This window comes from Undibacterium sp. Ji50W, assembly GCF_049340445.1.
Taxonomy (GTDB): domain Bacteria; phylum Pseudomonadota; class Gammaproteobacteria; order Burkholderiales; family Burkholderiaceae_D; genus Undibacterium.
In genome coordinates, this window is the sequence record NZ_JBMPOX010000004.1 from 199,939 (window position 1) to 223,954 (window position 24,016).

13 protein-coding genes are annotated in these 24,016 nt (G+C 52.2%); 7 read left to right on the forward strand and 6 right to left on the reverse strand.

The genetic code is table 11. From position 1 onward, the window contains the following. The first annotated feature begins 128 nt into the window (after positions 1-128). Both ACO0K9_RS09485 and ACO0K9_RS09490 read left to right on the forward strand, forming a co-directional pair. Positions 129-2,630 (forward strand): TonB-dependent receptor, encoded by a 2,502-nt coding sequence (locus ACO0K9_RS09485; protein WP_422984160.1) that lies wholly within the window; start codon positions 129-131, stop codon positions 2,628-2,630. Between the two features lie 41 nt (positions 2,631-2,671). Next, positions 2,672-3,853, forward strand: coding sequence for a hypothetical protein (locus ACO0K9_RS09490; RefSeq protein ID WP_422984162.1), 1,182 nt, complete (start codon positions 2,672-2,674; stop codon positions 3,851-3,853). Positions 3,854-3,961: 108 nt separating this feature from the next. Here ACO0K9_RS09490 and ACO0K9_RS09495 read toward each other — a convergent pair whose 3' ends face one another. From ACO0K9_RS09495 to ACO0K9_RS09510, 4 genes are all read right to left on the reverse strand, one after another. Then, complete coding sequence (locus tag ACO0K9_RS09495; RefSeq protein ID WP_422984164.1) at positions 3,962-4,993, reverse strand: aldo/keto reductase; 1,032 nt, start codon at positions 4,991-4,993, stop codon at positions 3,962-3,964. Beyond that, positions 4,926-5,414 carry a MerR family transcriptional regulator gene (locus ACO0K9_RS09500; RefSeq protein ID WP_422984166.1) on the reverse strand — a complete coding sequence of 163 codons (489 nt, stop codon included), beginning with the start codon at positions 5,412-5,414 and terminating at the stop codon, positions 4,926-4,928. Before ACO0K9_RS09500 ends, ACO0K9_RS09495 begins: the two co-directional genes overlap by 68 nt. Before the next feature lie 80 nt (positions 5,415-5,494). After that, positions 5,495-6,448: a sulfonate ABC transporter substrate-binding protein gene (locus ACO0K9_RS09505; protein ID WP_422984168.1), complete on the reverse strand. Its 954-nt coding sequence runs from the start codon at positions 6,446-6,448 to the stop codon at positions 5,495-5,497. Between the two features lie 46 nt (positions 6,449-6,494). Continuing rightward, complete coding sequence (locus ACO0K9_RS09510) at positions 6,495-7,538, reverse strand: LacI family DNA-binding transcriptional regulator (RefSeq protein WP_422984170.1); 1,044 nt, start codon at positions 7,536-7,538, stop codon at positions 6,495-6,497. Positions 7,539-7,738: 200 nt separating this feature from the next. Between ACO0K9_RS09510 and ACO0K9_RS09515 the strand changes: the two genes are divergently transcribed. From ACO0K9_RS09515 to ACO0K9_RS09530, 4 genes are all read left to right on the forward strand, one after another. Then, positions 7,739-10,018, forward strand: coding sequence for a TonB-dependent receptor (locus ACO0K9_RS09515; protein WP_422984172.1), 2,280 nt, complete (start codon positions 7,739-7,741; stop codon positions 10,016-10,018). 4 nt (positions 10,019-10,022) lie between these two features. After that, positions 10,023-11,309, forward strand: coding sequence for an LLM class flavin-dependent oxidoreductase (locus tag ACO0K9_RS09520; protein ID WP_422984174.1), 1,287 nt, complete (start codon positions 10,023-10,025; stop codon positions 11,307-11,309). Between the two features lie 83 nt (positions 11,310-11,392). Then, positions 11,393-12,724 (forward strand): alpha/beta hydrolase family protein, encoded by a 1,332-nt coding sequence (locus ACO0K9_RS09525; protein WP_422984176.1) that lies wholly within the window; start codon positions 11,393-11,395, stop codon positions 12,722-12,724. A 244-nt stretch (positions 12,725-12,968) separates the two neighbouring features. After that, on the forward strand, positions 12,969-14,342 hold the full coding sequence (locus ACO0K9_RS09530; protein ID WP_422984178.1) for a BNR-4 repeat-containing protein: 1,374 nt from the start codon (positions 12,969-12,971) through the stop codon (positions 14,340-14,342). A gap of 123 nt (positions 14,343-14,465) precedes the next feature. Here the strand turns inward: ACO0K9_RS09530 and galA are convergent, their stop codons facing one another. Further along, positions 14,466-17,339 (reverse strand): beta-galactosidase GalA, encoded by a 2,874-nt coding sequence (gene galA, locus ACO0K9_RS09535; RefSeq protein WP_422984180.1) that lies wholly within the window; start codon positions 17,337-17,339, stop codon positions 14,466-14,468. A gap of 207 nt (positions 17,340-17,546) precedes the next feature. Next, a complete protein-coding gene (locus tag ACO0K9_RS09540; protein WP_422984182.1) occupies positions 17,547-19,214 on the reverse strand; it encodes a rhamnogalacturonan lyase B N-terminal domain-containing protein in 1,668 nt (555 codons plus the stop codon). A gap of 884 nt (positions 19,215-20,098) precedes the next feature. Here ACO0K9_RS09540 and ACO0K9_RS09545 point away from each other — a divergent pair. Further along, positions 20,099-23,941, forward strand: coding sequence for a TonB-dependent receptor (locus ACO0K9_RS09545; protein ID WP_422984183.1), 3,843 nt, complete (start codon positions 20,099-20,101; stop codon positions 23,939-23,941). Positions 23,942-24,016: the final 75 nt, after the last annotated feature.

The window sequence follows — 24,016 nt, forward strand, 5'->3', positions numbered from 1 at the left end:
CAGTAAATTGTATGCGATGAGTTGTCAAATTGAAAGATTATACGGAATTGATTAAATATTAATTTCGTGACAATGATATTGTAATAATGTTAAATTAATATGTATTGTGTAAACGAGCGTATGTATCAATGCCGACACCAACTGCACCCAGGCCACAGGTCCGACTACTTTCTGCCCTGTTCGTGGGGCTGACGAGCCAGGCCGGGATGGCAACTGACATGGGCGCGACACCGGTGGTGGAAATCATAGGCACCACGCCTTTGCCGGACATGGGCTTGGCCAGGGAGCAAATCCCTGCTGCGGTCCAGACTGCCACTAGCCGGGATATGGGCAAGAGCGGTGCCCTGAATTTTTCTGATTTTCTCAACCGCAGCCTGGGCAGCGTGCATGTCAATGATGTGCAGGGCAATCCCTTCATGAATGATGTGAATTACCTTGGCTATACAGCGTCACCCTTGCTGGGCACACCACAAGGCTTGTCGGTGTATATGGATGGAGTGCGCCTGAATCAGCCTTTTGGTGATGTCGTGATGTGGGACCTGATCCCCAAAGATGCCATCGCTGCACTGACCCTGATGGCGGGGGCCAATCCTCTGTTTGGCTTGAACAGCCTGGGTGGTGCCCTGTCCCTGCAAACCAAGGATGGCCTGCATGATGCCGGTACGATCGTAGAAATCGGTGCAGGGCGCTATGGCCGGCGGTCTGTGGGGCTGGAACATGGTGGTGCCAACGAGCGCGGGCTGGACTGGTTTTTGCTGGCGCATGCCTATCAGGAAGATGGCTGGCGCGATGCTTCACCATCCAGCCTGGGGCAGTTCTTTGGCAAGCTGGGCTGGCACGACAGTAAAACCAGTGTGAAGCTCAGTTATGCATGGGCCGACAGTAAAATGACGGGCAATGGCTCGCAGGAACAGCAGTTGCTGGCCACTAACTACGCCAGCGTGTATACCAAACCGGATGTGACCCGCAACCACGCTGGCTTCGTGAATCTGCAAGGCAAGTCCAGTCTTAGCGAACATGTCCTGCTGGCCGGTAATCTGTATTACCGCAACACCCGCACAGCGACCATCAATGGTGACCTGAATCAAGATGCGCTTGGTGAATCTGTGTATTACACCGGGCAGGCAACAGACAAGGCCTGGTTGCTGGCGCATGGATATAGCCCGGTGATTGAAAGCAGCAACAGCAGGACCAGTGCCACCAATGCCTTCCCCGTTTGGCGTTGCATTGCACAGGCAGGCATGAACACGGAACCCAATGAAAAGTGCAGCGGCCTGATCACTGGCACCGGTACCCGTCAGAAAAATTACGGTGTCAGCGGCCAGTTAAGTTTCCTGAGCAAGGCGGTGCACTATGCCAATCAGTTCGTCATTGGTGCTGGTTATGATGCCAGCCGTACCGGTTTTTCGCAGGCTAGCCAGTTTGGCTACCTGAATGCCGATCGCAGCATTACCCCTGTCAATGCCTATGCAGATGGCACCCAGAATTCTGAAAACGCCTTTGACCAGCGGGTTGATTTGAGTGGACAGACTGCGACCTGGAGCCTGTTCGGCAGCGATACCTTGTCACTGGCTGACCGCTGGCATCTGACCATGTCGGGCCGTTACAACCGCACTGAACTGAAAAATACTGACACGCTCTACCCCTACAACAATGCCACGACCCAGGGCGGACAGCGCGGTTCGCTGGATGGCGATCATAGCTTCCGGCGTTTCAATCCTGCCCTCGGGGTAAGCTTTACCCCAGATCCGGCCATCAATGCCTATCTGGGTTATAGCGAAAGCAGCCGTGCACCCACCTCGATAGAATTGGGTTGTGCCGATCCCAATTTCGGTTGCCGCCTGCCCAATTCCATGGCTGGCGATCCGGCATTGAAACAGGTTGTTTCCAAAACCTGGGAGGCTGGGCTGAGTGGTAAATTGACAGGCAAACTGATAGAAAAAATGGCCTGGAATGCGGGTGTGTTCCGTGGCGATAATCTGGATGACATACTCTTCGTTGCGAATTCTGCAGCGACCGGCTACTTCAAAAACGTCGGCCAGACCCGGCGGCAGGGGCTGGAGGCAGGTGTCTCCGGTAAGCTGGCTCATATCAGCTTCGGACTGAATTACACCTGGATGAAGGCTACTTACCAGAGTAGCGACAGCCTGGGGTCAGAATACAATAGCACGGCCAATGCCAGTGGCAACATCACGGTTAAACCCGGTGACCAGATACAGCTGATACCGCAACAGATTTTCAAGGCACATGCCGATTATGAATTCGATACACACTTTTCTGCGGGCCTTGAATTGCTGGCCATAGGCAAGAGTTTTTTGCGGGGTAATGAAAACAATGCCCATGTCGCCGATGGCATCAACAAGCTGGGCGCAGGCAGCATGCCGGGTTATGCCGTGGTCAATCTGTCTGGCAGCTACCGGCCCAATCCGCAGTGGAAGTTAGTGATCAACATCAGTAATCTGTTTGATCAGCGCTACGACACTGCCGGCCAACTGGGGCCGTATGCCATCACTGCCAATGGCGGTTACAGCAATTCCGGGGCCAAAGGCAGCAATTTCTATACCCCCAGCGCACCGCGCATGATCTGGGTCGGCTTGCGTTATAGCCTGGGCGCAACTACCAAGGATTGAATCCTGGCCTTATGTTTCATGTTTTGCCTGACTTTCCGTGCATGTTAAATTATGATGCGAAATCTGCCATCATCCGGGATGTCATCAGGGCACACATGAAATCGCGCGTCAGTACACCTGCTGAAGACACAAGACAGAATGCGTTTGCACAGGATAAACCCTTGCAACAATTCGCCAATCCGCTTGGGTTCGTAGATCTGCGTCCGCAAGCCATTGCACAACGCAAGCTGCAGGAAATGGCGGACAATAGTCCACAGGCAATGCAACTCAAGACCTACCAGGCCATGATGGATGCCAGGTCGGCACGTACTGTGCATATGGCTGGCGGTGGAAGCCCTGTGGTTCAGCTTGCCGCTGCAACGGTCACAGATAATGGCAATGGCCCCAAACTCAAAGGTTATAGTGATAAAGCCAGTACGGCCAATATAAAGAAAACCAAAGTCAGCTTTGAAACCGGAAAATTATCTACCTCCAAGGAGACTGTTGGTATTTCCATGGTGGCCAATCCCCTGGGGCCGGATCATCCCCAGGGAGGTGAGCCAAGTTCTTCTGTTGCCAAAAAACATATCAGTACGCATATGAAAAACAATGGCGTCAAGATTCGTGGGCATTTATTGAATGGTGATTTGGGCGGCCCGGGATCGGAACAGAATCTTTTTCCCATTACTGCACAAGCCAATTCGCATCACTACCAATATATAGAGAAACGGGCAAAGTATTGGATCAATGATTTGAAAAGCTGGCTCAGGTATGAAGTCAAAGTGACTGGCAGGGATGACGCAAAAGGTATCGCCGATTTTGAATGTGAACTGGCACCGGTTGACGCAGACGGCAACGACACCCAATGGCTGAGAAAACTGAAAGTGCATTCCGAGCCGGATGCATCGACCAGTGAGCCAAGCGAAAGCGATCTTGGCAATAAAAAAGCCGCCATGAGTGATGACACTAACTTTACCGATGACGATATCGAATACTCTGAAGGCAAGACACCGGTTGGCTACCGGCCAATAGAGCAGGACGTGGAAGAGCGCATGCGCATAGATGCAGGCAAGAGCACTTTGGGTATGAGTACGCTGGTCTGGAATTTGAAACAATTGTCGATTAGTGAAGATAGTGCCGAAGAAATACAGAGTTATATTGATTCAGAAGATTCAGCTGTGTTCATGAATAACAATAAAGGTGTGTGGAACCGATGGGTCAAGAACATCAATGAGAATTATTGATGAATGGTACCGGAGGCAGGATTGCTCTTGCCCCGGTCGCATTTCATGAAGTAGCTTGGGTCGATACTACTACACCTATCTCAGTGTTGATGCCTGAAATTTAGCCACTCAGCCATTCAGTATTTTCATGCCTTCTGCGGTATAACGGGTGCCGGCTGCTGCATCAAGAGGGAACAATAGATTCAGTTCTTCCAGATCACTGGCGGTCAGGCTGACCGACAAGGCCTTACTGTTTTCTTCCAGATAGGTCCTGCGCTTGGTGCCTGGAATAGGTACGATTTCGTCACCCTGTGCCAGCACCCAGGCCAGTGCCAGTTGCGATGGTGTGCAGGCATAGCGTGTGGCAAGTTGCCTTACCTTGTCGACCAGCAGCAGATTTTTGCTGAAATTGTCACCCTGAAAGCGCGGGCTATTGCGACGGTAATCATCTTCCGCAAACTGATCTGGCCGGGTAATCGCACCCGTCAGAAAGCCACGACCCAAAGGGCTGTATGGCACAAAACCGACACCCAGCTTACGGCACATGGCCAGCACGCCTTGTTCCGGGTCCCGGGTCCAGAGTGAATATTCGCTTTGCAGGGCGGTAATCGCATGCACTTTATGGGCGCGCTCCAGCGTGGCAGGTGATGCTTCGGACAAGCCTATGTAACGGATCTTGCCTGCTTTCACCAGTTCTGCCAGTGCACCAACGGTTTCTTCTATCGGCGTATTGGGGTCGATACGGTGCTGGTAATACAGGTCTATGGTTTCTATATCCAGGCGTTTCAGGCTGGCTTCTACCGATGTCCGTATATAGTCCGGGCGACCACTGACACCGCGTTCATAGATATTCGCCGGATTGCGTACGATGCCGAACTTGGTGGCGATAAAACATTGCTCGCGCTTGCCCTTGATCGCCTTGCCGACCAGTTCTTCATTCGTGTGCGGACCGTAGACATCTGCCGTGTCGAGAAAATTGATACCCAGTTCCAGCGCGCGGTGTATGGTGGCGATGGATTCGGCATCATCGCGATGGGAATAAAATTCACTCATGCCCATGCAGCCCAGGCCGATGGCAGAAACCAGGGGACCGTCAACGCCCAGTCGGCGCCTTGGTATGTGGTTTGGAATATTGGCTGATATGTTGTTTGTTGTGCTCATTGGAAACGTCCTCGAAAAACGATGGTTGAGTGACGACGTTCGCTGGCAGGTTTGCTTCCAGCGTATCGTACATGGCAATCTTCTGGTGCAAGACCTTCAGATTGCTTTGCAGTTCAGCGAGCGTCTTTTCCACGGTATGGGTATGCTGTTGCAGCAAGTCTTTCCGTGCTGACAGACTGTCTGGCGTATTCCCCAGCCTGCGCAATTCGGCATACCGCAACATGTCGCGTATGGGCAGGCCGGTGGTGCGCAGCTTCAGCAAAAACTGTATCCAGAGGATATCTTCCTCGCGGTACAGCCTGTGCGTGTTGTCCTGCCGCGTCACCGGGTCCAGCAAGCCTATGCGTTCGTAATAACGCAAGGTGTGAACAGTTAATCCGGTTACCGCAGCAGCTTGCTGTATGGTCAGAGGTGTCGTCATGGCAAGGAGTGTAGAAGTTAGAGTGCGCTCTAAGTCAAGGCCATATTAAACCTTATTTTGATTTTCTTCGTGAGTGGTGCTTACTTGTCCGCCTTGGGCACCCACACCCAGGCCTTGTCACTGATCTTGACGGCTCTGGGTATCAGTTTGTTTTGATAGAACAGGTCAGCAATTTCCTGCTGGCGATTCACAACCGCAGCACTTACCGGCATGACGCCATAGCGACTGCGTTGTTGCCAGGTGTTGATCACATCCAGCGGCATGCCCAGTTGCGCGGCAATAATGCTGGCAAGTTGTTGTGGATTTTTGCTGGCCCAGGCACCGGTGGTGGCGAGTTCACCCAGGATGATGTTCAAAGCCTGTGGATGTTTTTCTGCCAGGCGGCGTGACGCTTCGTAAAAACTGTTTGCTGGTAGCAAGCCCTGATGATCAGCCAATACCCTGACTGGCAAACTGTGCTGTACTGATGCCAGATATGGGTCCCATACTATCCAGGCATCGATATTGCCGCTGACAAAGGCGGCACGGGCATCTGCCGGTGACAGGTAGATGGCTTGTATGTCTTGCATACTCAGACCAGTCTTGCGCAGGGCGGCCAGTATCAACAGGTTGGAACTGGAACCCTTCTGGAAGGCGACTTTTTTCCCCTTCAGTTCAGCGACACTTTTGATGGGGGAATCTTTTGGTACCAGTATGGCCTCACATGTTGGCGAGGAAGGTTCCGCGCCGACATACAGCAAATCCACTCCAGCGGCCTGGGCAAATATCGGCGGTGGTGCACCGGTCAGGCCAAAGTCTACATTGCCGCTATTCAAGGCTTCCAGCAATTGCGGGCCGGCAGGAAATTCTATCCACTTGATTTGGAATTTTTGCGCTGCCAAGGCATTTTCCAGCGTGCCCTGCGCTTTCAGCACGGATAGAAGGCCGCTGCCTTTTTGAAAGCCTATGCCTATCAGATGGTCGTCGGCAGCATGCGCAGCCAAGCTGAACAGCAAACTGGCTTTCAGAAAAATAAATAGAACTGACTTTTTCATAAGTTACTTTCTTAGTGTTGTCTTGAGCCTGAGGTGGATTGGGTCGTCAGGCACTTTCGCGTTCCAGCAGTTCGCATTGCAAGAGGTTCAGGCGTTGCACGTTTTTGCTTGCCGGTATTTCACCCAGGCTTTCGAGTATGCGCATGGCGGCAATTTCACCGATCTCTTTTGCCGGTGGCCGTATGGTGGTCAGGCTGGGCAATAACATAGATGACATCGCATAGTCACCAAAGCCAACAATCGCACATTGTTCCGGCATGCGTATACCTGCGCGTTGCCCTGCAAGAATGGCGGATGCTGCCAGGTTGTCATTGGCAAAGATGATGGCTTCGGCAGCATGGCGCTTGCGCATGGCGAGGGTTTCCATGGCCTGCTTGCCGGCATCAAAAGGCGTTGCAGCGGTGGGCAGAAAGAACCAGGGTTCCAGATTTGCTTCTCGCATGATATCGGCATAACCATCACGGCGATCTATGGCGCTTTCATCACTGGCCACACTGTTCTGCACAAAGGCAACGCGCTTGTAGCCTTTCTTCAACAGGTAGCGTGCAGCCTGTTGCCCGACTTCATAGTGAGAGAATCCTACCTGCATGTATTTGCGGCGCGGCTGGTAATCCCAGGTTTCCACCACCGGGATATTCGCTGCATTCAGCAATTGCACGGTGGCCCTGGTGTGGTATTGACCGGTCACCACCAGTGCTGACGGTGACCAGCCGAGGAAGGTGCGTACCGCAGCCTCTTCCTGTTCAACAGAAAAATAACTGGATGCCAGTAATAGCTGATAGCCATGCGCATTCAACACATCACTGAAACTTTGTATCGTGTGCGCAAAGATCGGCCCTGAGATATTTGGTATCACCATGCCGACTATCCGTGCGTGAGTGGACGCCAGCCCGCCTGCTGCCAGATTCGGCAGGTAGTTCAGGCTTTTTACCGCTGCCGCAATACGCTGGCTGAGCGCCGCTGACACTTGCGCCGGTTGCTTGAAATAGCGCGACACCGTGATGGAGCCGACACCAGCCGCCCGTGCCACATCATGGATGGTGGCGCGTCCTGATCCACGGCGTTTTCGTGCTTCACTTTCTTGTGTCATCTCTGCATATTTCCAAAAGACATATCGATGATTGTTTTAATTCTTTGACTGAAACCATCAGCATCACAGAAACTAAAAATGGTATCGGTACCATCGAATTCTAGCAGCGGCTGTTACGTGAGCGAAGTTGCATTTCTTTCGATGCTTATTACCAATTCAAATAAGAGCGTGTGCAACGGTAGTCAATCAAAGGATTTAGTATGAAAGTCAATGCAAAGAATAAATTTTCACAACAGCGGCAATATCAGCAATGGGGTAGTGTGCTTGCCGGTGCCGCCATATCAATGGGGGCAGCATCGGGTGTCGTATCGGGAGCAGTTGCAGCGGAAGAAAGCAGTATTCGCCCAGCCGCTGATGAACAGGCGACGCTGCCTTCTGTCACTGTGACAGCAACGCGGTGTGAAGCCTCGTTGCGTTCGGTACCGATCGCCATATCGGTGCTGAATGGTGATTTGCTGGAACAGGCAAATCGCAATAGCATAGACAGCATTGTTGCTGAATTGCCCAGCGTGAATTTTCGCCAGCAGGGTGGTAACAAGGATTCGACCATCTTTGTGCGCGGTATAGGTACCATTTCGACTTCGCCGGGTGTGGAGCCGACGGTATCTACGGTGGTGGATGGCGTGGTGTTTGCCCGTCCGGGTCAGGCCACGCTGGATTTGCTGGATATTGATCGCATCGAAGTATTGCGCGGCCCACAAGGAACCCTGTTCGGCAAGAATGCATCTTCCGGCGTGCTGAATATTCTTAGCCGCAAGCCAGGCAAAGAAACCACGGGCTTTGTCGATGCATCTTATTTTGAAGGCAATGAGAAACGCCTGCGTGCCGGTATTTCTGGCACCCTGTCACCAGAACTGCTTAGTGCGTCCTTCACTGCGCTGGATAGTTCTTACGATGGCAACATCGATAACGTCAGCACGAAAAAGAAGGTGAATGGCTATGACCGACAAGGTGCGCGTGCAAAGTTCCTGCTGACACCGAATAAGGATCTGGATGTCAATGTTATTGCAGACTATCTGCGTTCCACCAGTTCGCCGACTTATGCCGTACTACAATCCAGCAATACCGCCTTGCTGCAAGCCATCGCACCAGTGCAACCCGGCTTGAACAATCGCTCGGTAGTCTATGATCTGCCAAACGCCGTCACTGATTTCAACAAGGGTTTGTCGGCACAGGTGGACTGGCGCAATCAGGGCTATACCTGGACATCCATTACCGCTGCAAGACAATGGGATAACGAACAACGCACCACCACATCGGCCATCGGCAATAGTGCGGATGTGACACGTATCAACGCATCCTTCCCGGCAACCCGTGATATCGGCACCTTGCACTTCCGTCAGTTTTCACAAGAGCTGCGCGTCGCGTCGCCGAAAGATACGGCCTTTGAATATGTTGCGGGTGCCTATTACCTGCATGGAAAAGATGAAGAAACTTACCAACGCATCGTCACCACCGCACCAAGTACCATCAACTATGGCTATGCACCGTATAGCGTGAAGAGTGACAGTTATTCGCTGTTTGGTGAAGGTAACTATAAATTCAGCCCGCAGTGGAAGGTCTTGACTGGCGTGCGCTGGACCCGCGATGAACTGGCGTATGAAGATGCACGCATTTCTACCCAGACAGTGGCCTTCCCTGGCGTGCAACCGGCGACGGCGAATGCCGATTCCACCACTGAAAGTGCGTTTTCCGGTCGCGTCGGCCTGCAGTTTGATATCAGCAACGACATCAACAGTTATGCCACCCTGTCTCGCGGTTACAAGGGGCCTGCATACAATGTGTTTTTCAATATGTTGAATCGTGACACGCTGGCATTGAAACCTGAATTGTCAGATTCTTTTGAGGTGGGCCTGAAGGCCTTGCTGCTGGACCGCAAGCTGAGTATCAAACTGGCTGCCTTCCAAACTAATTATTCGAATTATCAGGCCAACTTCTATGACACCGTGGCCGGTGCCGTGGTAACCCGTTTGATCAATGCCGGTGACGTGTCTACCCGCGGGCTTGAACTGGAACTGGAAGCCAGGCCTATATCCCGTCTGAACCTGAGTGCGTCGCTGGCCTATGTCGATGCACGCATAGACCAGTTTAATTGCCCGGTGGCAGCGGCGGCATCCTGCTCTCTGAACGGCCAGACATTGCCGTTTTCACCGAAGTGGAAGTCCTTTGCCCGCGCCAGTTATGTGATGCCACTGAGCAATGGCTTGCATGTGGACCTGTCAACCGATTTCAGCTGGCAAAGCAAGGTGCAGTATGACCTGTTCCAGTCTGCCACCACGATACAGGGCAGCGTTGGTTTGTGGAATGCCAGTGTGGCACTGGCTGCACCAGAAAATGGCTGGCGTCTGGCCTTGATCGCAAAGAACCTGGGTGACAAATCGTATGCGACCAACCTGGTGAACGGTACCAATACGGTGACACGTGCGGTACCACGTGATGACCAGCGCTATTTCGGTGTCAACTTCAGAAAGGATTTCTGAAGCCATGGCAACACGTCAATTGAAATTGGGCGCATTCCTGCTGCATAACGGTCATCATGTGGCTGCCTGGCGGCACCCGCAGGCTGATAGTGGGCGTAACCCATTTGCGCTATATAAAAAATTGGCACAGACGGCAGAACGTGCCTGTTTTGATACGCTCTTCTTTGCCGACAGTGTTGCCCTGACCAGCGGCGTCGGTGGGCTGGAACCCTTGACACTGCTGTCAGCACTGGCGGCAGTGACCGGGCATATCGGTCTGATCGGCACTGCCACCACCACCTATAACGAGCCTTATCACGTGGCCCGGAAATTTGCCTCGCTGGACCGCATCTCTGGCGGGCGTGCCGGCTGGAACCTGGTGACATCTGATAATGCCAGTGAAGCAGCGAATTTCGGTCGTAGCGACCATGTCGCGCATGCTGAACGCTATGCCAGGGCCAGGGAGTTTTATCAGGTGGTACAAGGTTTGTGGAACAGCTGGGAAGACGATGCCATCCTGAATGACAAGGAAAAAGGCATACAGTTCGAGGCAGATAAACTGCATGCCTTGAATCACAAGGGCGAGTATTTTTCTGTTGGCGGGCCTTTGAATGTCAGCCGCAGTCCGCAAGGGCAACCTGTGGTGGTGCAGGCTGGCGGCTCGGAAGCAGGCAAGAATCTGGCGGCAGAAACGGCGGATGTGGTGTTTACCGCACACCCTAACCTGGCATCTGCCCAGGCTTTTTACCGCGACCTGAAAAGCCGGGTGGTACATGCCGGACGGTCGGCAGACAGCCTGAAGATCATGCCCGGCCTGTTCCCTGTTGTGGGAAGAACGCTGGAAGAAGCGCAAGAGAAGTTCCAGCTATTGCAAGATTTGGTTGTACCCAGGGATGGTTTGGCATTGCTGGGGCGCATGATAGGCAATTTTGATTTGTCGGCTTATCCGCTGGATGAACCCTTGCCAGAATTGCCCTTGACAGACAATGGCCAGCAAAGCCGGCAAAAATTGCTGACCCAGCTGGCGCAGGGTGAAAACCTGAGTATACGCGAACTGTACCTGCGCATTGCCGGTGGCCGTGGTCACTTCAGCCTGACAGGTACGCCAGAGATGATCGCTGACCAGATGCAATTGTGGTTTGAAAACGAAGCGGCTGACGGCTTCAACATCATGCCGCCATATCTGCCTGGTGGTCTGGAAGACTTTGCCGAACTGGTGGTGCCAGAATTGCAAAAACGTGGCCTGTTCCGGCGCAGCTATGAAGGCAGAACCTTGCGTGACAATCTGGGGTTGGCATTACCAAAAAAATAGTAATTTCTGTGTTTTTCTGGGGTATGCTGGCAGTCTATGCAGCATACCTGCTGACCTTGTAATTCCTTATGAAAGCCTTCATGATGATAAAAAAACTGGGCACTTTGTTTGTCGCCGGTATGTTGCTTGCCCCCTGCTGGGTGAGTGCACAGGATAACCGCATTGACCAGATACGACCCGATGCGCCCGAACTGGCCGCCTATGGTCAGCACCGGGTGGGCGTTAACAGCCTGAATCTAGTGAATCCAAAGCAGGTCGATATCCTCAATAGCAAGCCTGGTGGCGAAACGGTGTATTACGACCGCCCGCTGACGGTAGAAATCTGGTATCCCGCCACGTTGAAACCACAGCAGGCACCGGGCGGTAAGTACCAGACCTACCTGCGCGACGGCAAGACAGAAATCAGCCTGAGCGGCCAGGCAGTGCGCGATGCAGTACCAGATAAACAGCATGGTCCTTACCCGCTACTGATTGTGTCGCATGGCTATCCGGGCAATCGTTACCTGCTGAGTCATCTGACAGAGAACCTGGCCAGCAAGGGCTATGTGGTGGTTGCCATCGATCATACCGACAGCACTTACCATGACCTCAAGGCGTTTTCCAGCACCTTGCTGAACCGGTCGCTGGACCAGTTGTTTGTATTGAACCAGATGGCGGCCCTGAACAAGGCAGACGCCAGTGGCAGGTTCACTGGCCTGATCAATGCGGACAATACCGGCCTGATCGGGTTTTCCATGGGCGGCTATGGCGTGGTGAGTACCATCGGGGGTGGTTTGACAGCGGCCAGCGTGGATGGTGCTTTTGTACCCAACCGTGCACTGGCTGTCCGGCAAGCGGGCAATGCTGCCTATCTGGCATCACAGGATACGCGCATCAAGGCGGCGGTTGCCTTCGCGCCCTGGGGTTGGAATGCTGGCTTATGGGATGTGGCAGGTTTGTCTGCTATCCGTACCCCCATCTTCTTTGTGGCGGGCAGCGTTGATGACGTATCCGGTTATGCACCCGGTGTGCGTAATATCTACGAAAATAGTGTCAATACCCGGCGTTACCTGCTGACTTTTGAGAACGCCAATCATAATGCAGGTGCCCCCATACCCGCACCCAAAGAAGCCTGGCTAGCTGTACCCAGTATGAAGAAGGTCCCGGCAGAAACTTATATCGACGCCGTTTGGGATAATGCCAGGATGAACAATATCGCACAGCATTTTGTCACCGCTTTCCTGGCCAAATACCTGAAAAACGATGACAGCATGGATGCCTATCTGAATCTGGTAGAGAATGCACGGGATGGAAAATGGAGTGTGGATGCAAATGGCCAGCCCAAACCGGACCATACTTACTGGAAGGGTTTTCCGGCACGTACAGCCGCAGGTTTAAAACTGGAAAAGAAATTGCCTGTAGCAGAAAACCGTTAAATCCAGCCGCCACTTACACGTCCCATCTCCTGGCAGTACGGCGATACTTGTCGTGCTGTCCTGTTGCCTGAATATCTACAGTGCTATTCCAATCAAAGTTTTGCGCATATGCGTCTGAGTACGGTGATCATGGTCATTACCTGGTCCTTAAACCTATAATCGTAAGCCGTCTATAGGACAGGTTCATGACAGCCAGCTGGAAAAACCGCATTGCTGTTGGATAAAAAAATCAAGGAGATCACCTATGCTGAAGATCAGCCGTCCGTTGGTATTCATGCTGGCACTGGCGTCCAGTCATCTGGCAATTGCTGATACATCAGCGCCTACACCTGTATCTGCACCTGCTTCGGCACCTGCTCAGGTACCCATATCGATAGAAGCGATAGACAAGGTCTGGTCAGGGCATTCGGTACCGTTTGCCATGACTACCAGTAAAGACCATCTGTATCTGGCTTACTATGATGCCAATCGTCAACTGACAGTGGCGCAGCGACCATTGAATGCACCCAGCCACTGGGTCTATCACAAACTTGATACCTGGCTGGGCTGGGATAGTCATAACCTGATCGCAATGGCACTGGATGCGTCTGGTGCGGTGCATATTGCCGCCAATATGCATGTAGACCCGTTGACGATGTTTCGTTCGGACGCATCAGGCGATGTCCGTAGCTTGCAGCGAATGTCGAAAATGCTGGATGCGGCGCGTGAAAAAGCGATGACCTATCCGGTATTCTTGAAAAACCATCAAGGGCAATTGATTTTCAAATACCGTGATGGCAGCAGTGGTCGTGGCAATGAAATCTATACCATCTATGATGAAAAATCACAAAGCTGGAAAGCCCTGACAAATAGTCCGCTGACAGACGGTGAAGGGCAGCGCAATGCCTATTTCATGGGGCCGACCAGAGGGAGTGATGGGTATTTTCATGTCGCCTGGGTATGGCGTGAATCGCCAAGTGCCGAAACCAACCATGACCTGTCTTATGCAAAAAGCCGCGATCTCGTGCATTGGGAACGGGCCGACGGCAGCGCTTTGACATTGCCGATACGCCTGAAGCAGGCCGAAATAGTGGACCCCGTGCCCGTGGGTGGTGGCATGATCAACAATAATACGGTGCTGGGTTTTGATGAAGCTGGACGTGCCATCATCACTTACCATAAATATGATGCCGCAGGAAATACGCAAATCTGGCTGGCGCGGCATGAAAAGGCAGGCTGGAAATTGAAGCAGATCAGCGCCTGGACCAATTATCGCTGGGACTTTAAAGGTAACGGTTCGCTGAATTCTGAAATCTTTGTCGAAGGCGCACGTCCAGGCAAGCCCGGACAATTGCTGGTGGCAGTGACACGCCTTGGACAAAGACTGGAATTCACGCTAGATTCCAGGTCACTGGAACCAGTGACAGAAAACCCTGTGTCTGGTGTGAACGAAATGTTCAGCGCCTATCTGAAAACTATGCCAGACATGCAGATCAATACGACAGCTACGACAGATAGCAAGGGCCAGATATACCGGCTGGCATGGACGACGCAGGCACCACACCGTGACCTGCCATTGACAGAGATCGTACCGGCCACAGATTTGAAACTGTTTGTTTTCAATCCTGCAAAGCCCTGAGCCCCTGTTGACGATCTGATCAGAGTATGAGCTTGATGGGCTGGGCAGTTGTTTGCTTGTTGCACACAAATACCCAGCTTGTCTGTGAATGCGGCACAGTCAAAGCGCCCTGAATGGCAGCACCTATTTTTTGGGTTCTGCAATAATATTTCCTTCGAGTCCGGCTTTCTTGCCGGGCCCGGCTTCCACCAGTACGGTCAGTTGCGCCGGTCCTTCGCTGGCAGGCAAGTCAACACTGAGGTCAGCTGTACCCAGCGAGGTTTTTGACCCCAGCAATTTTCCGTTCAGCCAGATTTCTGCCTTGCCGTTGATGCGTGTAAACAGCAGGCGCGCCTTGCCGCTACTCAATCTTTTATCCTGGATAAAATTGCTGCGGAACAGATGGAAGTGGTTCGCCTTTTCATCACTCCCTTTGGCCGCAACTTCCAGCAGCGGTGGGTTGCCCCAGTTCCAGGTATTCATGTCATTGTCTGCCAGTGCCTGGTTAGGGTCGGGCCGTGTTGCATAGGCAGGTGAGATGCGCCAGTTCTGCAAGTACAGCATGGGGGCATCACTCACTGCAACAAAGGGTATAGCCGCCGTTTTTTGTACTGGTATGCGTACACTGGCCGCTTGCAAACCAGGTGCGCTAGCCTTGACCAGCAACTCCCCACTGCCGTCAAAATGACTTTGCACGATCAGTTGTGCCAGGCCATTAAACAGCTCGCGTGTCTTGCCTTTTTCATCCTCATGCGAATTCGGGTCACCGTTGCCGTGACCTATGGACTGGCCGGCACCGGATATTTCAAAGCTGACCTCGCTATGGTCTATCGGGACAGCACGGCCTTGCGCATCCAGTGCGCGCACGGTAATTGGCATGGCGTCATGACCATCACCTGCCAGTGATGCGCGGTCTGGCAACAATTCCAGCGCGACCGCCTGGCCCGTGGTTTCGACGCTGGTGCGGACTACTTCCTTGCCGCCTTTGTAGCCAAATGCTTCCAGCTTGCCAGCTTCATACGCGACCTTGAAGGTATTCATGCGATAAGGGTCAACTTGTTGCTCGCCCAGCTCACGGCCGTTCAGCAAGAGTTTGATGCGTTCCACATTGGCCATCACCATGACGCGGATTTCCTTGCCTTCCTGGCCTTGCCAGTTCCAGTGCGGGGCGATATGGATCAGCGGGCGATCCTTGATCCACTGAACCTGGTGCATATAGTAGGCAGTCTTGGGAAAACCATTCAAATCCATGATGCCGAATACCGAACTGACCGATGGCCATTCATTCGGCGTCGGTTCGCCGCGATAATCAAAGCCGGTCCAGACAAAACCGCCAGCGACATAGGGGCGGCTGTCTATGGCTTGCCAGGCATCGCGGTGGCTATTACCCCATTTGGCAAAGTCATCGTCATAGCTGGCGATGAGGTTCTTGCTGTTATCCGTGGTGAATTCACCGCGCGTCATGAAGGCTGACGTATCTTCAGAACTAGTGAAGGGCTTGTTTGGATTGGCCTTGTGATAGCGATCATAATCCGGCACCTGGTAATTGGCTCCCAGTACATCAACCGCATGCGACACATTCAATGCGGTAAAGAAGCCGCCATTCATCGCAGCCGTTACCGGGCGGGTATCATCCAGGGCTTTGACGACAGCTGTCATGCGACGTGCCATTTCATAACCTACCTCAGTTCCTTGCACCGGTTCTTCATTAAATACTGACCACAGGATCACACCCGGGTGATGACGATCACGCCGCACCATCCATTCCAGTTGCTTCATATAATCTGGCGAGGGATTGAAATTGCGGTTTTCATCCATGACCAGGAAGCCCATGCGGTCTACCATGTCCAGCACCTCGGGTGCCGGTGCATTGTGCGAAAAGCGTATCGCATTCACGCCCAGTTCCTTCAGGCGGCGCAGTCGGTATTCCCAAATGGAATCTGGTACGGCTACACCCACCCCTGCATGGTCCTGATGCAGGCAAACACCTTGCAGCTTGACATGCTGGTTATTGAGGAAGAAGCCTTGCTGAGCATCAAAGCGTATGCTGCGAAAACCAGTCTTCAGATGGACTTCATCAATCGCCTTGTTGTCTTGCAGTACCACGGTTTTAACACTGTATAGCGTAGGCTTGTCCAAGGTCCAGCGTTCCGGCTGTTTGATGGTTACAGGCAAACTGGCCGTGGTCTTCCCCAGCAAGGGGACTCTGACAGTTTGTGTCTTGCTGGCGATGGCTTTATTGTCGGGGCTGAAGACGGTGACTTCCACCTTGACGTCTGCGGCTTGTTTGCCGCTGTTATCCAGCGTTACTTCTACCGGGATTTGCCATTGCTTGTCATTCAGTTGCTTGGGTGTCGCATGCACACCATCGGTAATGATGTGTACAGGATTCGATTTCAGCAGCCATGCATGGCGATAGATGCCGGCCCCTTCATACCACCAGCCTTCCATCTGCTCGGCATCGACACGGATGGCGATGGTATTGCTGGCGTCGCCATAACGCAGATAGGGGGTGATATCAATATTGCTGGCGTTGTAGCCAGACCAGTTGCGATGCACGATATTGCCGTTCACCCAGATGCTGGCATGGGTGGCAATACCGTCAAACTGCAATTCAAAATAACGGCCACGTTCATTTTCATCCACCCGCAGATAACGACGATACCAGGATATGCCGCGTGGCCGGTAGCCCTGTGACACATTCGCCTTGGGATCGAATGGCCCTTCCACTGCCCAGTCATGCGGCAGGTCCAGTTTGCGCCAGTCACCGTCATTGTATCTGGTCGCCGCCGCACCCTGGGCATTGCCGGCCTTGGCATTGCCATAGGTCGCGCCATGCCCCTTGATTTCCGGTATGGGGATATCCCCCAGGTGAAATAACCAGCCCCGGTCCAGCGACAAACGCTCACGCCCGCTATCGGCAAGGGCCAGAGATGAAAACAGGGACGAGCACAGGACCAGAATACTGATGGCATAGAGCCTCCATCCCAGTCTGACTGATGTGGTGATTGATGTCATATTTTCTGTAGTGATGTTGATCCGTTGGAGCGGAATGATGAGCGGAATGATGATGAACAGGTGAGGCGAAAAATATTCTATGAGAGTATACGCAGGCTTGAAGCTGCGCACGGAAACAATCAAGAAATTGACTGCTGACTGTGGAAGTAGAAGAAATCTCCGGCAAGGCCGGAGATTTCTACATAGCTTCCCGCGTCAGACTTATAGTTATAGCATGTCCAAAGCATCAAACGCAAATGCCGGACTCAGGTAAGCGGTGCCGCTGGAACCGGATACCACACTGATAGTCATGGTATTGGTCCCAGTCACAAAAGCACTGGCGGGAACACTGAAGCTGTACATGGTGTTGTTGCCCCGGTAGCTGCCCGTTGTCAGGCTGCGTGAATTGGGCTGGGTGGATGCACCCTGTGTCGTTGCCGTCCATGCATTGATCTTGATATTTGGCCGCCCACCAGCATAGGCACCCGTTATGCCTATCCTGACGGTATGGTTTGCCACCTGGGCAGCACTCAGGTTGAAGGTGACAGTAGTCGGACTGTTCAGGTCTTTCCATTGCGCAGCCGGAAAGCTGTTGGTTGCCGCACCGATGTTGTAGGTGACAGGCCCCCAACTGGCGTTACGTACGTCGGAAGGATGACGCACATTAAATGTCTGGCCGTTTTTCAGCTCCCTGGGCGTACCATCCCAGTCACCGATGCGCCATACCGCCGTATCTGCCGAAGGATCATCCTGTATGGTACGGGTATTCAGGGTGGTAGTGCCGCCAGCGCTGACAGCCACTGTTTCTGTATACACGACCAATTCACCCTTATAGACAGACATGGTGTAGGTGCCGGGTTTCATGCCCGACCGGACAAAGTTGCCATTGGTAGCGCTGGCCGTTGTCCAGTATTGGGCGGTGGCATTGGCAAAGCCTACGGTGTACGCATAATTGCCATCCATGCCTGCCAGGCCGTTGCCGACCACTTTGCCACGTCCGCTGGCGTCGATCCAACCAGACAGGTTATAACCGCCCATCCAGCTCATGTCGGGTATGGCTGGTGTTGCGCCGGTGGTAAACATGACGGCATATGGGCCGTGGAAACCCATGCGGTCGGCTTCTGTCTGGTTGTGGCCAGAGTTCATGTAATTGTAGACTTCGGTATCGCCACCGGTCTGGTTTTGAATGTCGCGATAGAACGGGCCGCCGGAGCTGCTCTCACGATTACCATAGACCATAAAGATGCCGATATTTGACCCCGTCACGCCACGTATGGACAGGTCAATGGCACGCTGATTGCCATAATATTTCGAGCGGGTTTCACCGTTCGCCAGTCCAAAGATGTCAGTACTTTCTATTGCCCCGGTGTTGTCGGCAATTCTTGATTCCGCTGGCACATTGGTCAGCACAGTGGAATTCAGGCGGGTGATCCAGCGCAATTCACCTACGCTGGGTTCGGCGGTGACATAGGTCCCCATGTAGATATTATTTTCATTCGCACGCACCAGCAGATAGTGAATCAGGGTAGAGGTGGTCAACGTGATTTTGGCCACCGAACCCGATACCGAGTAAGACACTGTGGCACCCAGGCCAGATGCAATATGAGAGCCCTTGGTCTGCGACTGCAATTCGGGGCCGTCATTGTATTTGATGGACGTGATGTTGCCGCCGTTTTCATTCACTTTAAATACCAGACCCGCACCGCTGGTCACTGTCAGAAAACCGCCACTGTCGGTAACGCCAAAAGCTGCAGGTGGCGGGCTGCCTCCCGTACTTATTTTGCCTGCCAGGTTATTGCTGGCGTTCGCGCTATCCTGTGAACCACCGCCACATGCGCTGGTCAGCATTGTTACCGCAAGGCTGACCAGGATGGTCCGCCAGTTGAATACACTCATGCTATCTCCTTGATATTGTTGTGAGAGGCCGCTGTGAACAGAAATTGACCCGATACTGACTGGATGCAGTTCTGACAGATAGTCAGGGTGGCGCGCGGTACCGAAAAATCAGGCGGAACAACGCACCAGGTCAGGCTTCTTTTTATAGCGACTTCTGTGTCCAGGCGTTATTTATCGCCCTTGACATCATAGATACCACTTTTTTTCAAACCATGTCATTTATGCAATCATGGTCAAATAATCATTTTTCTGCTTGCATTGGAAATGCATGAGTTTTTACTGAAAATTCACCATTTTCAGAGGGAAAAAGACATGAATTGATCGGAGTGTGGGTAATGGACAGTGAGTTGACGCTTGTCATTGATGACGCTAGCATTTATCTGTCGCTCGTTTTTCAAATACCAATTCCGGTCTGATGGGTGTTACGGGTGACATGTGCTTTTCCCGGCACCACGGTATTAACAGGTCTGGTTTGCACCTTACAAATCGATGGTTTGGCATGTACCCGAGTGTTGTTCACAGTCCACCAATTCCTGTTTTTTTCTGGATGGGTATGACGGTGATGTGATCAGGCATTCGCTTCATTGACAGCACAATTCTTCAAGCTCCAAAGACGGGGCATATGGCCTTTCCCCTATGCAGATAGATGGGAAGAGGGCGAGTTTTTTTTCATCATTTTACGTCACGCATACTGAAGCGATTTCCCGATTTTTTGCTATCGATCAGTTGTTTGATTGCTATATGAAAACAACATACGTTAAGCGAGAAAATCTATATAAATGAATTTTTTAAATCAAATAAGATCGCCTTAAGCACTCAATATCGAGCGCAAAAAAAATGCAATGACTCACAAATTGCATACTTAGAATAATTCAGGAGATAGCATGAAAACCGTATACAAGAAGGGTATAGGGCAAGACTTGTCGCGTACGTCGAACGCAACCGGGAGTGCAGCAAATAAGGCAGCAAATAAGGCAGTAAATGAGGCAGTAAATGAGGCAGTAAATGAAGGTCTGAAATTGAAACGTCTGAGCTATGCCATTGCGCTGGCCCTGACGTCCATGATGGCAAATGATCTCGCCCTGGCGCAAGACAACAAGCCGGCAACAACCCAGGGCAGCAAAGCTGCAGAACCTGCGGCACCAGCGGCACCAACCAAGCCAGCCGAAAAATCCACAGACGAAGAAGTAACCACCATCGTAGTGGTCGGTACACGTGCATCACAACAATCTGCCATCGACAGAAAGAAACATGCGACCACTGCGCAGGATTCCATCGTTGCCGAAGATGTCGGTGCTTTTCCTGACAGAAATATAGGCGAAGCCATTTCCCGCATCTCAGGCATCTCACTGGATCGTGGTGACTTTGGTGAAGGCGTCAGCGTTACCGTGCGTGGCAATGGACCTGACCTGACCCGCGTCGAAATTGACGGACAGGCGGTGCAGTCCGCTGGCGGTTCAGACATGAACGGTGGTGGCTTTGGCCGCGCGGTTGAGTTTCGTCAGTTGTCATCCGATCTGATCAAGAGCGTGGACGTGGTCAAGGGTTCGACCGCTGACATGACTGAAGGTGCTTTGGGTGGCGGTATCATCATCACGACACGTACCGGACTGGATTTCAAGAAACCGTATGCGTCCCTGCGTCTGGCCACCACTCAGAATTCCATTAACAAGGAATGGACACCGGACATGAATCTGGTGCTGGCAAATAAATATCTGGACGGTCGCCTGGGCGTCTTGCTGAATGTGTCTGCATCCAGAATTACCAACGATGGCCATTCTTCCCAGATATCCACGACAGGTATCGCAGGCTATGCGCGTTCCCTGGATTTTGATAATTCACCCAACAAGACTTTTACCTTCAATCCCAGCACAGTCTCCACCACTGATCTGGCGGCAACCACCCCTATCGTGGCATCGCCATTGACTGCCGGTGGTGTCTTCAATTCTGAAACACCGATGAGTCTGGTCAGTAAGTCCGCTGCGGCCAAGACCAAGGCTGACTGTTATGCGACTTTCCCTGCGCTAACCAGTGCCCAGTCTGGGGCGGTGAACGGTGCGACCGCGAGAAATGCCGCCATTGCACAACGCACGTCTGAGCTGGAAACCTGTCTCAACCAGTGGAATGATTACACACCATCACTGGTACGCTTTATCGAAAAACGGCAGAAAGAAGAGCGTAAATCTTTCGATCTGCGTTTTGATTTCAAGGTCGATAATAATCTGTCTGTGTATGTCAAAGGTAGCGGTAATAGCCGCAAGGTTGAAGATAATTTCCTGACTTATGGTCTGGGTGGCCTGAACATCAACAATGCCAGTGTACTGTCGCCGACCTACCAAGGTGTCAGCTTTGTCGATTCTGCTACCGGTGTCCGTACTGCGGTGCCGGGCTCTGGCTACTATGTGTATGACAATATCAGCGGTCGCGCTGGCCTGGCACCTGCGACAGGCGCGGTAGCCAATGTCATACCTGGCTCTGTGGTCGTGGATGCCAATCATCACGTGACAAAATTTACCATCACGGATGGATCGGCGAGCACCGATCAGATACAAAACTCGATGGAAACCAAGTCTACTTATCTGCAGGCTGGTGGCCTTTACAAGAAAGACCGGTTGAAAGCAGAGTTTTTTATTGCTGATGCCAGATCAGATTTTTTCCGTGCAGATAAGCGCACCAGCTGGAGCACACCCTATGGTGAGGCAACCCTGAGTGTCTTGCCCAACGGGCTCTGGACTTACGCTTTCCCGGCGACGTCGACTTTTGACCAGGCTAATCCTGCACAATATACCAACCTGAATGCACCTACCTCAGCACGTGCGGCAGTGGCAGCGTCGATCAATAACCCGGCCATACCAGCGTACACGATTGCGCAGCAACCTCTGTTGACGCAGGCGCCGCAAATATCCTATTCACCAAAACTGATAGAAACCGGCGAGAAAACCGCCAAGCTGGACCTGACTTATAACATGACTGACAAATTGCCCTGGCTGACGCAGATCAAGACAGGTTTCAATTTACGTGACAGCGACGCTTCAAGCTGGGGTGGTGGTGGCGCAACGATTCAATCGGCAATCGGTACTTACGGCACGGCTGGCTATGTCGCGCCTATCGTCTTGCCAACCAATAGTTTGCGCGGCAGTTTTGTTGGTTGTGAAAATACACCTGGATCTTTAGGTGCAGGCGGTGCGCCATGTAATTATGGTTATGTACCGAATACCAATTTGTCGAACGTTCTGTTTGGAACTACGACGCTGACCCAGGCGCAGTTCCAGAATGTGATTGCCCAGTCCATGATGCCAGCGTCTTCGCAATTTATGGCTGGCCTGCCAGATCGACCAGCCAATCTGATCAATGGCTGGAGCCAAATAGACGTTGCCAAGGCTTTCAACCTGCTTGGCGTGCCCAACATGAACTTCAACTGTATGAAGTCGTGCACGGCCAGCGATGGCAAGGTGTATGCACAGCCTGTGAGCCAGAACAGTGAAAAAACCAAGGCTGGTTACTTCATGTTGGACTTTGAAAAGGATGAGCTACCCTTCGGTATGGAGTTTGCTGCCAACTTCGGTGTACGGTATGTGAATACTGAAATTCATGCAACCGGACAAATGTTCTTTACATCGATTACCAAGACAGCTTCTTTCGATCCGGCTAATCCTACTATCGCCTCGGGTGTGCAGAGCAGTACTCTGATGAAGAATACCTCACTCGACAGTAACACTACGGATATTTTGCCGATTTCCAACCTGTCTCTGTGGGTTATCCCGAATAAATTTGTATTCCGTTATAACCATGCAAAAACTGTTGCCCGGCCACCGATCTCACGTCTGTTGCCAACCGGGACTTGCACCTATGACGAGCGTCGTGTAGGGGCCCTTGATCCAGATGGTACTGGTGCAGATATGGGTTGTACCGGCACCATTGGTAATCCAAATCTGAAGGCGCAGTCGAACATCAATCAAAACCTGAGTGCAGAATGGTATCCCAACAAGGATACGATGCTGAGTCTCGCCACTTTCAGGCAAACCGGCAAGATAGGTCCAGCGATTGCTGTCGGTAAATCGAACGTTGCCCTGTTCTCAGGTACCAACGATGTCGACCCTGTCACCGGCAAGAAACTGTCTGATTTTGAATTTGGTTATTCCACCTGGGAAAACGGTCCGGCAACCACACGCAAGGGTATAGAAATAGGTGGCAAGTTAGCCTTTACTTTCCTGCCATGGTACTTCAAGTATACTGGTGTCGATTTCAATTATTCCAAATTGAAATCATCTGATTCGGTTTCGTTACGTGACCTGATCAGTGGTGATTCTCTGCCGCCAACGCTAGAATCGAGCTACACCACCAATCTGTCCCTGTGGTATGACGATGGTGCATTGAGTGCGCGTATTGCCTACCAGGCACGGGCCAATTACTTCACCTGTATCGCAGGTTGCGGCAATAATATTGCATCGACTTATACCTATCCGAATGATGGTGGTGGTTTTTACCGCACACCGTATAACCCTGGTGCACCTAACTTCAAGGATGCCACTGCATTTATTGATGCCAAGATCGGCTATCGCTTCAAGAACGGTCTGGAATTGTTTGCAGAAGCCCGTAACCTGGGTCTTGCAACCACTACCAGCAGCCAGGCGCAATACGCTTCTTTTGCCAACGGTATCCCTAGCCTGAATGACTATGCTTACGCTGGCCGCCGGATCATGGTGGGCATCAATATGAGAAACTAAACCAGTACTGGTGTGGACTATGCAGGCTGGCTGATACATAAAATCAGCCAGCCTGCATTCCTGTTCTTGAAATGC

Bases quoted from the DNA above. Each gene is read 5' to 3' on its own strand.
- ACO0K9_RS09510 (WP_422984170.1), bottom strand. From the start codon at position 7,538: ATGACACAAGAAAGTGAAGCACGAAAACGCCGTGGATCAGGACGCGCC.
- ACO0K9_RS09525 (WP_422984176.1), top strand. From the start codon at position 11,393: ATGATAAAAAAACTGGGCACTTTGTTTGTCGCCGGTATGTTGCTTGCC.
- ACO0K9_RS09505 (WP_422984168.1), bottom strand. From the start codon at position 6,448: ATGAAAAAGTCAGTTCTATTTATTTTTCTGAAAGCCAGTTTGCTGTTC.
- ACO0K9_RS09515 (WP_422984172.1), top strand. From the start codon at position 7,739: ATGAAAGTCAATGCAAAGAATAAATTTTCACAACAGCGGCAATATCAG.
- ACO0K9_RS09495 (WP_422984164.1), bottom strand. From the start codon at position 4,993: ATGAGCACAACAAACAACATATCAGCCAATATTCCAAACCACATACCA.
- ACO0K9_RS09545 (WP_422984183.1), top strand. From the start codon at position 20,099: ATGAAAACCGTATACAAGAAGGGTATAGGGCAAGACTTGTCGCGTACG.
- ACO0K9_RS09485 (WP_422984160.1), top strand. From the start codon at position 129: ATGCCGACACCAACTGCACCCAGGCCACAGGTCCGACTACTTTCTGCC.
- ACO0K9_RS09520 (WP_422984174.1), top strand. From the start codon at position 10,023: ATGGCAACACGTCAATTGAAATTGGGCGCATTCCTGCTGCATAACGGT.
- ACO0K9_RS09490 (WP_422984162.1), top strand. From the start codon at position 2,672: ATGTTAAATTATGATGCGAAATCTGCCATCATCCGGGATGTCATCAGG.
- ACO0K9_RS09530 (WP_422984178.1), top strand. From the start codon at position 12,969: ATGCTGAAGATCAGCCGTCCGTTGGTATTCATGCTGGCACTGGCGTCC.
- ACO0K9_RS09500 (WP_422984166.1), bottom strand. From the start codon at position 5,414: ATGACGACACCTCTGACCATACAGCAAGCTGCTGCGGTAACCGGATTA.
- galA (WP_422984180.1), bottom strand. From the start codon at position 17,339: ATGACATCAATCACCACATCAGTCAGACTGGGATGGAGGCTCTATGCC.
- ACO0K9_RS09540 (WP_422984182.1), bottom strand. From the start codon at position 19,214: ATGAGTGTATTCAACTGGCGGACCATCCTGGTCAGCCTTGCGGTAACA.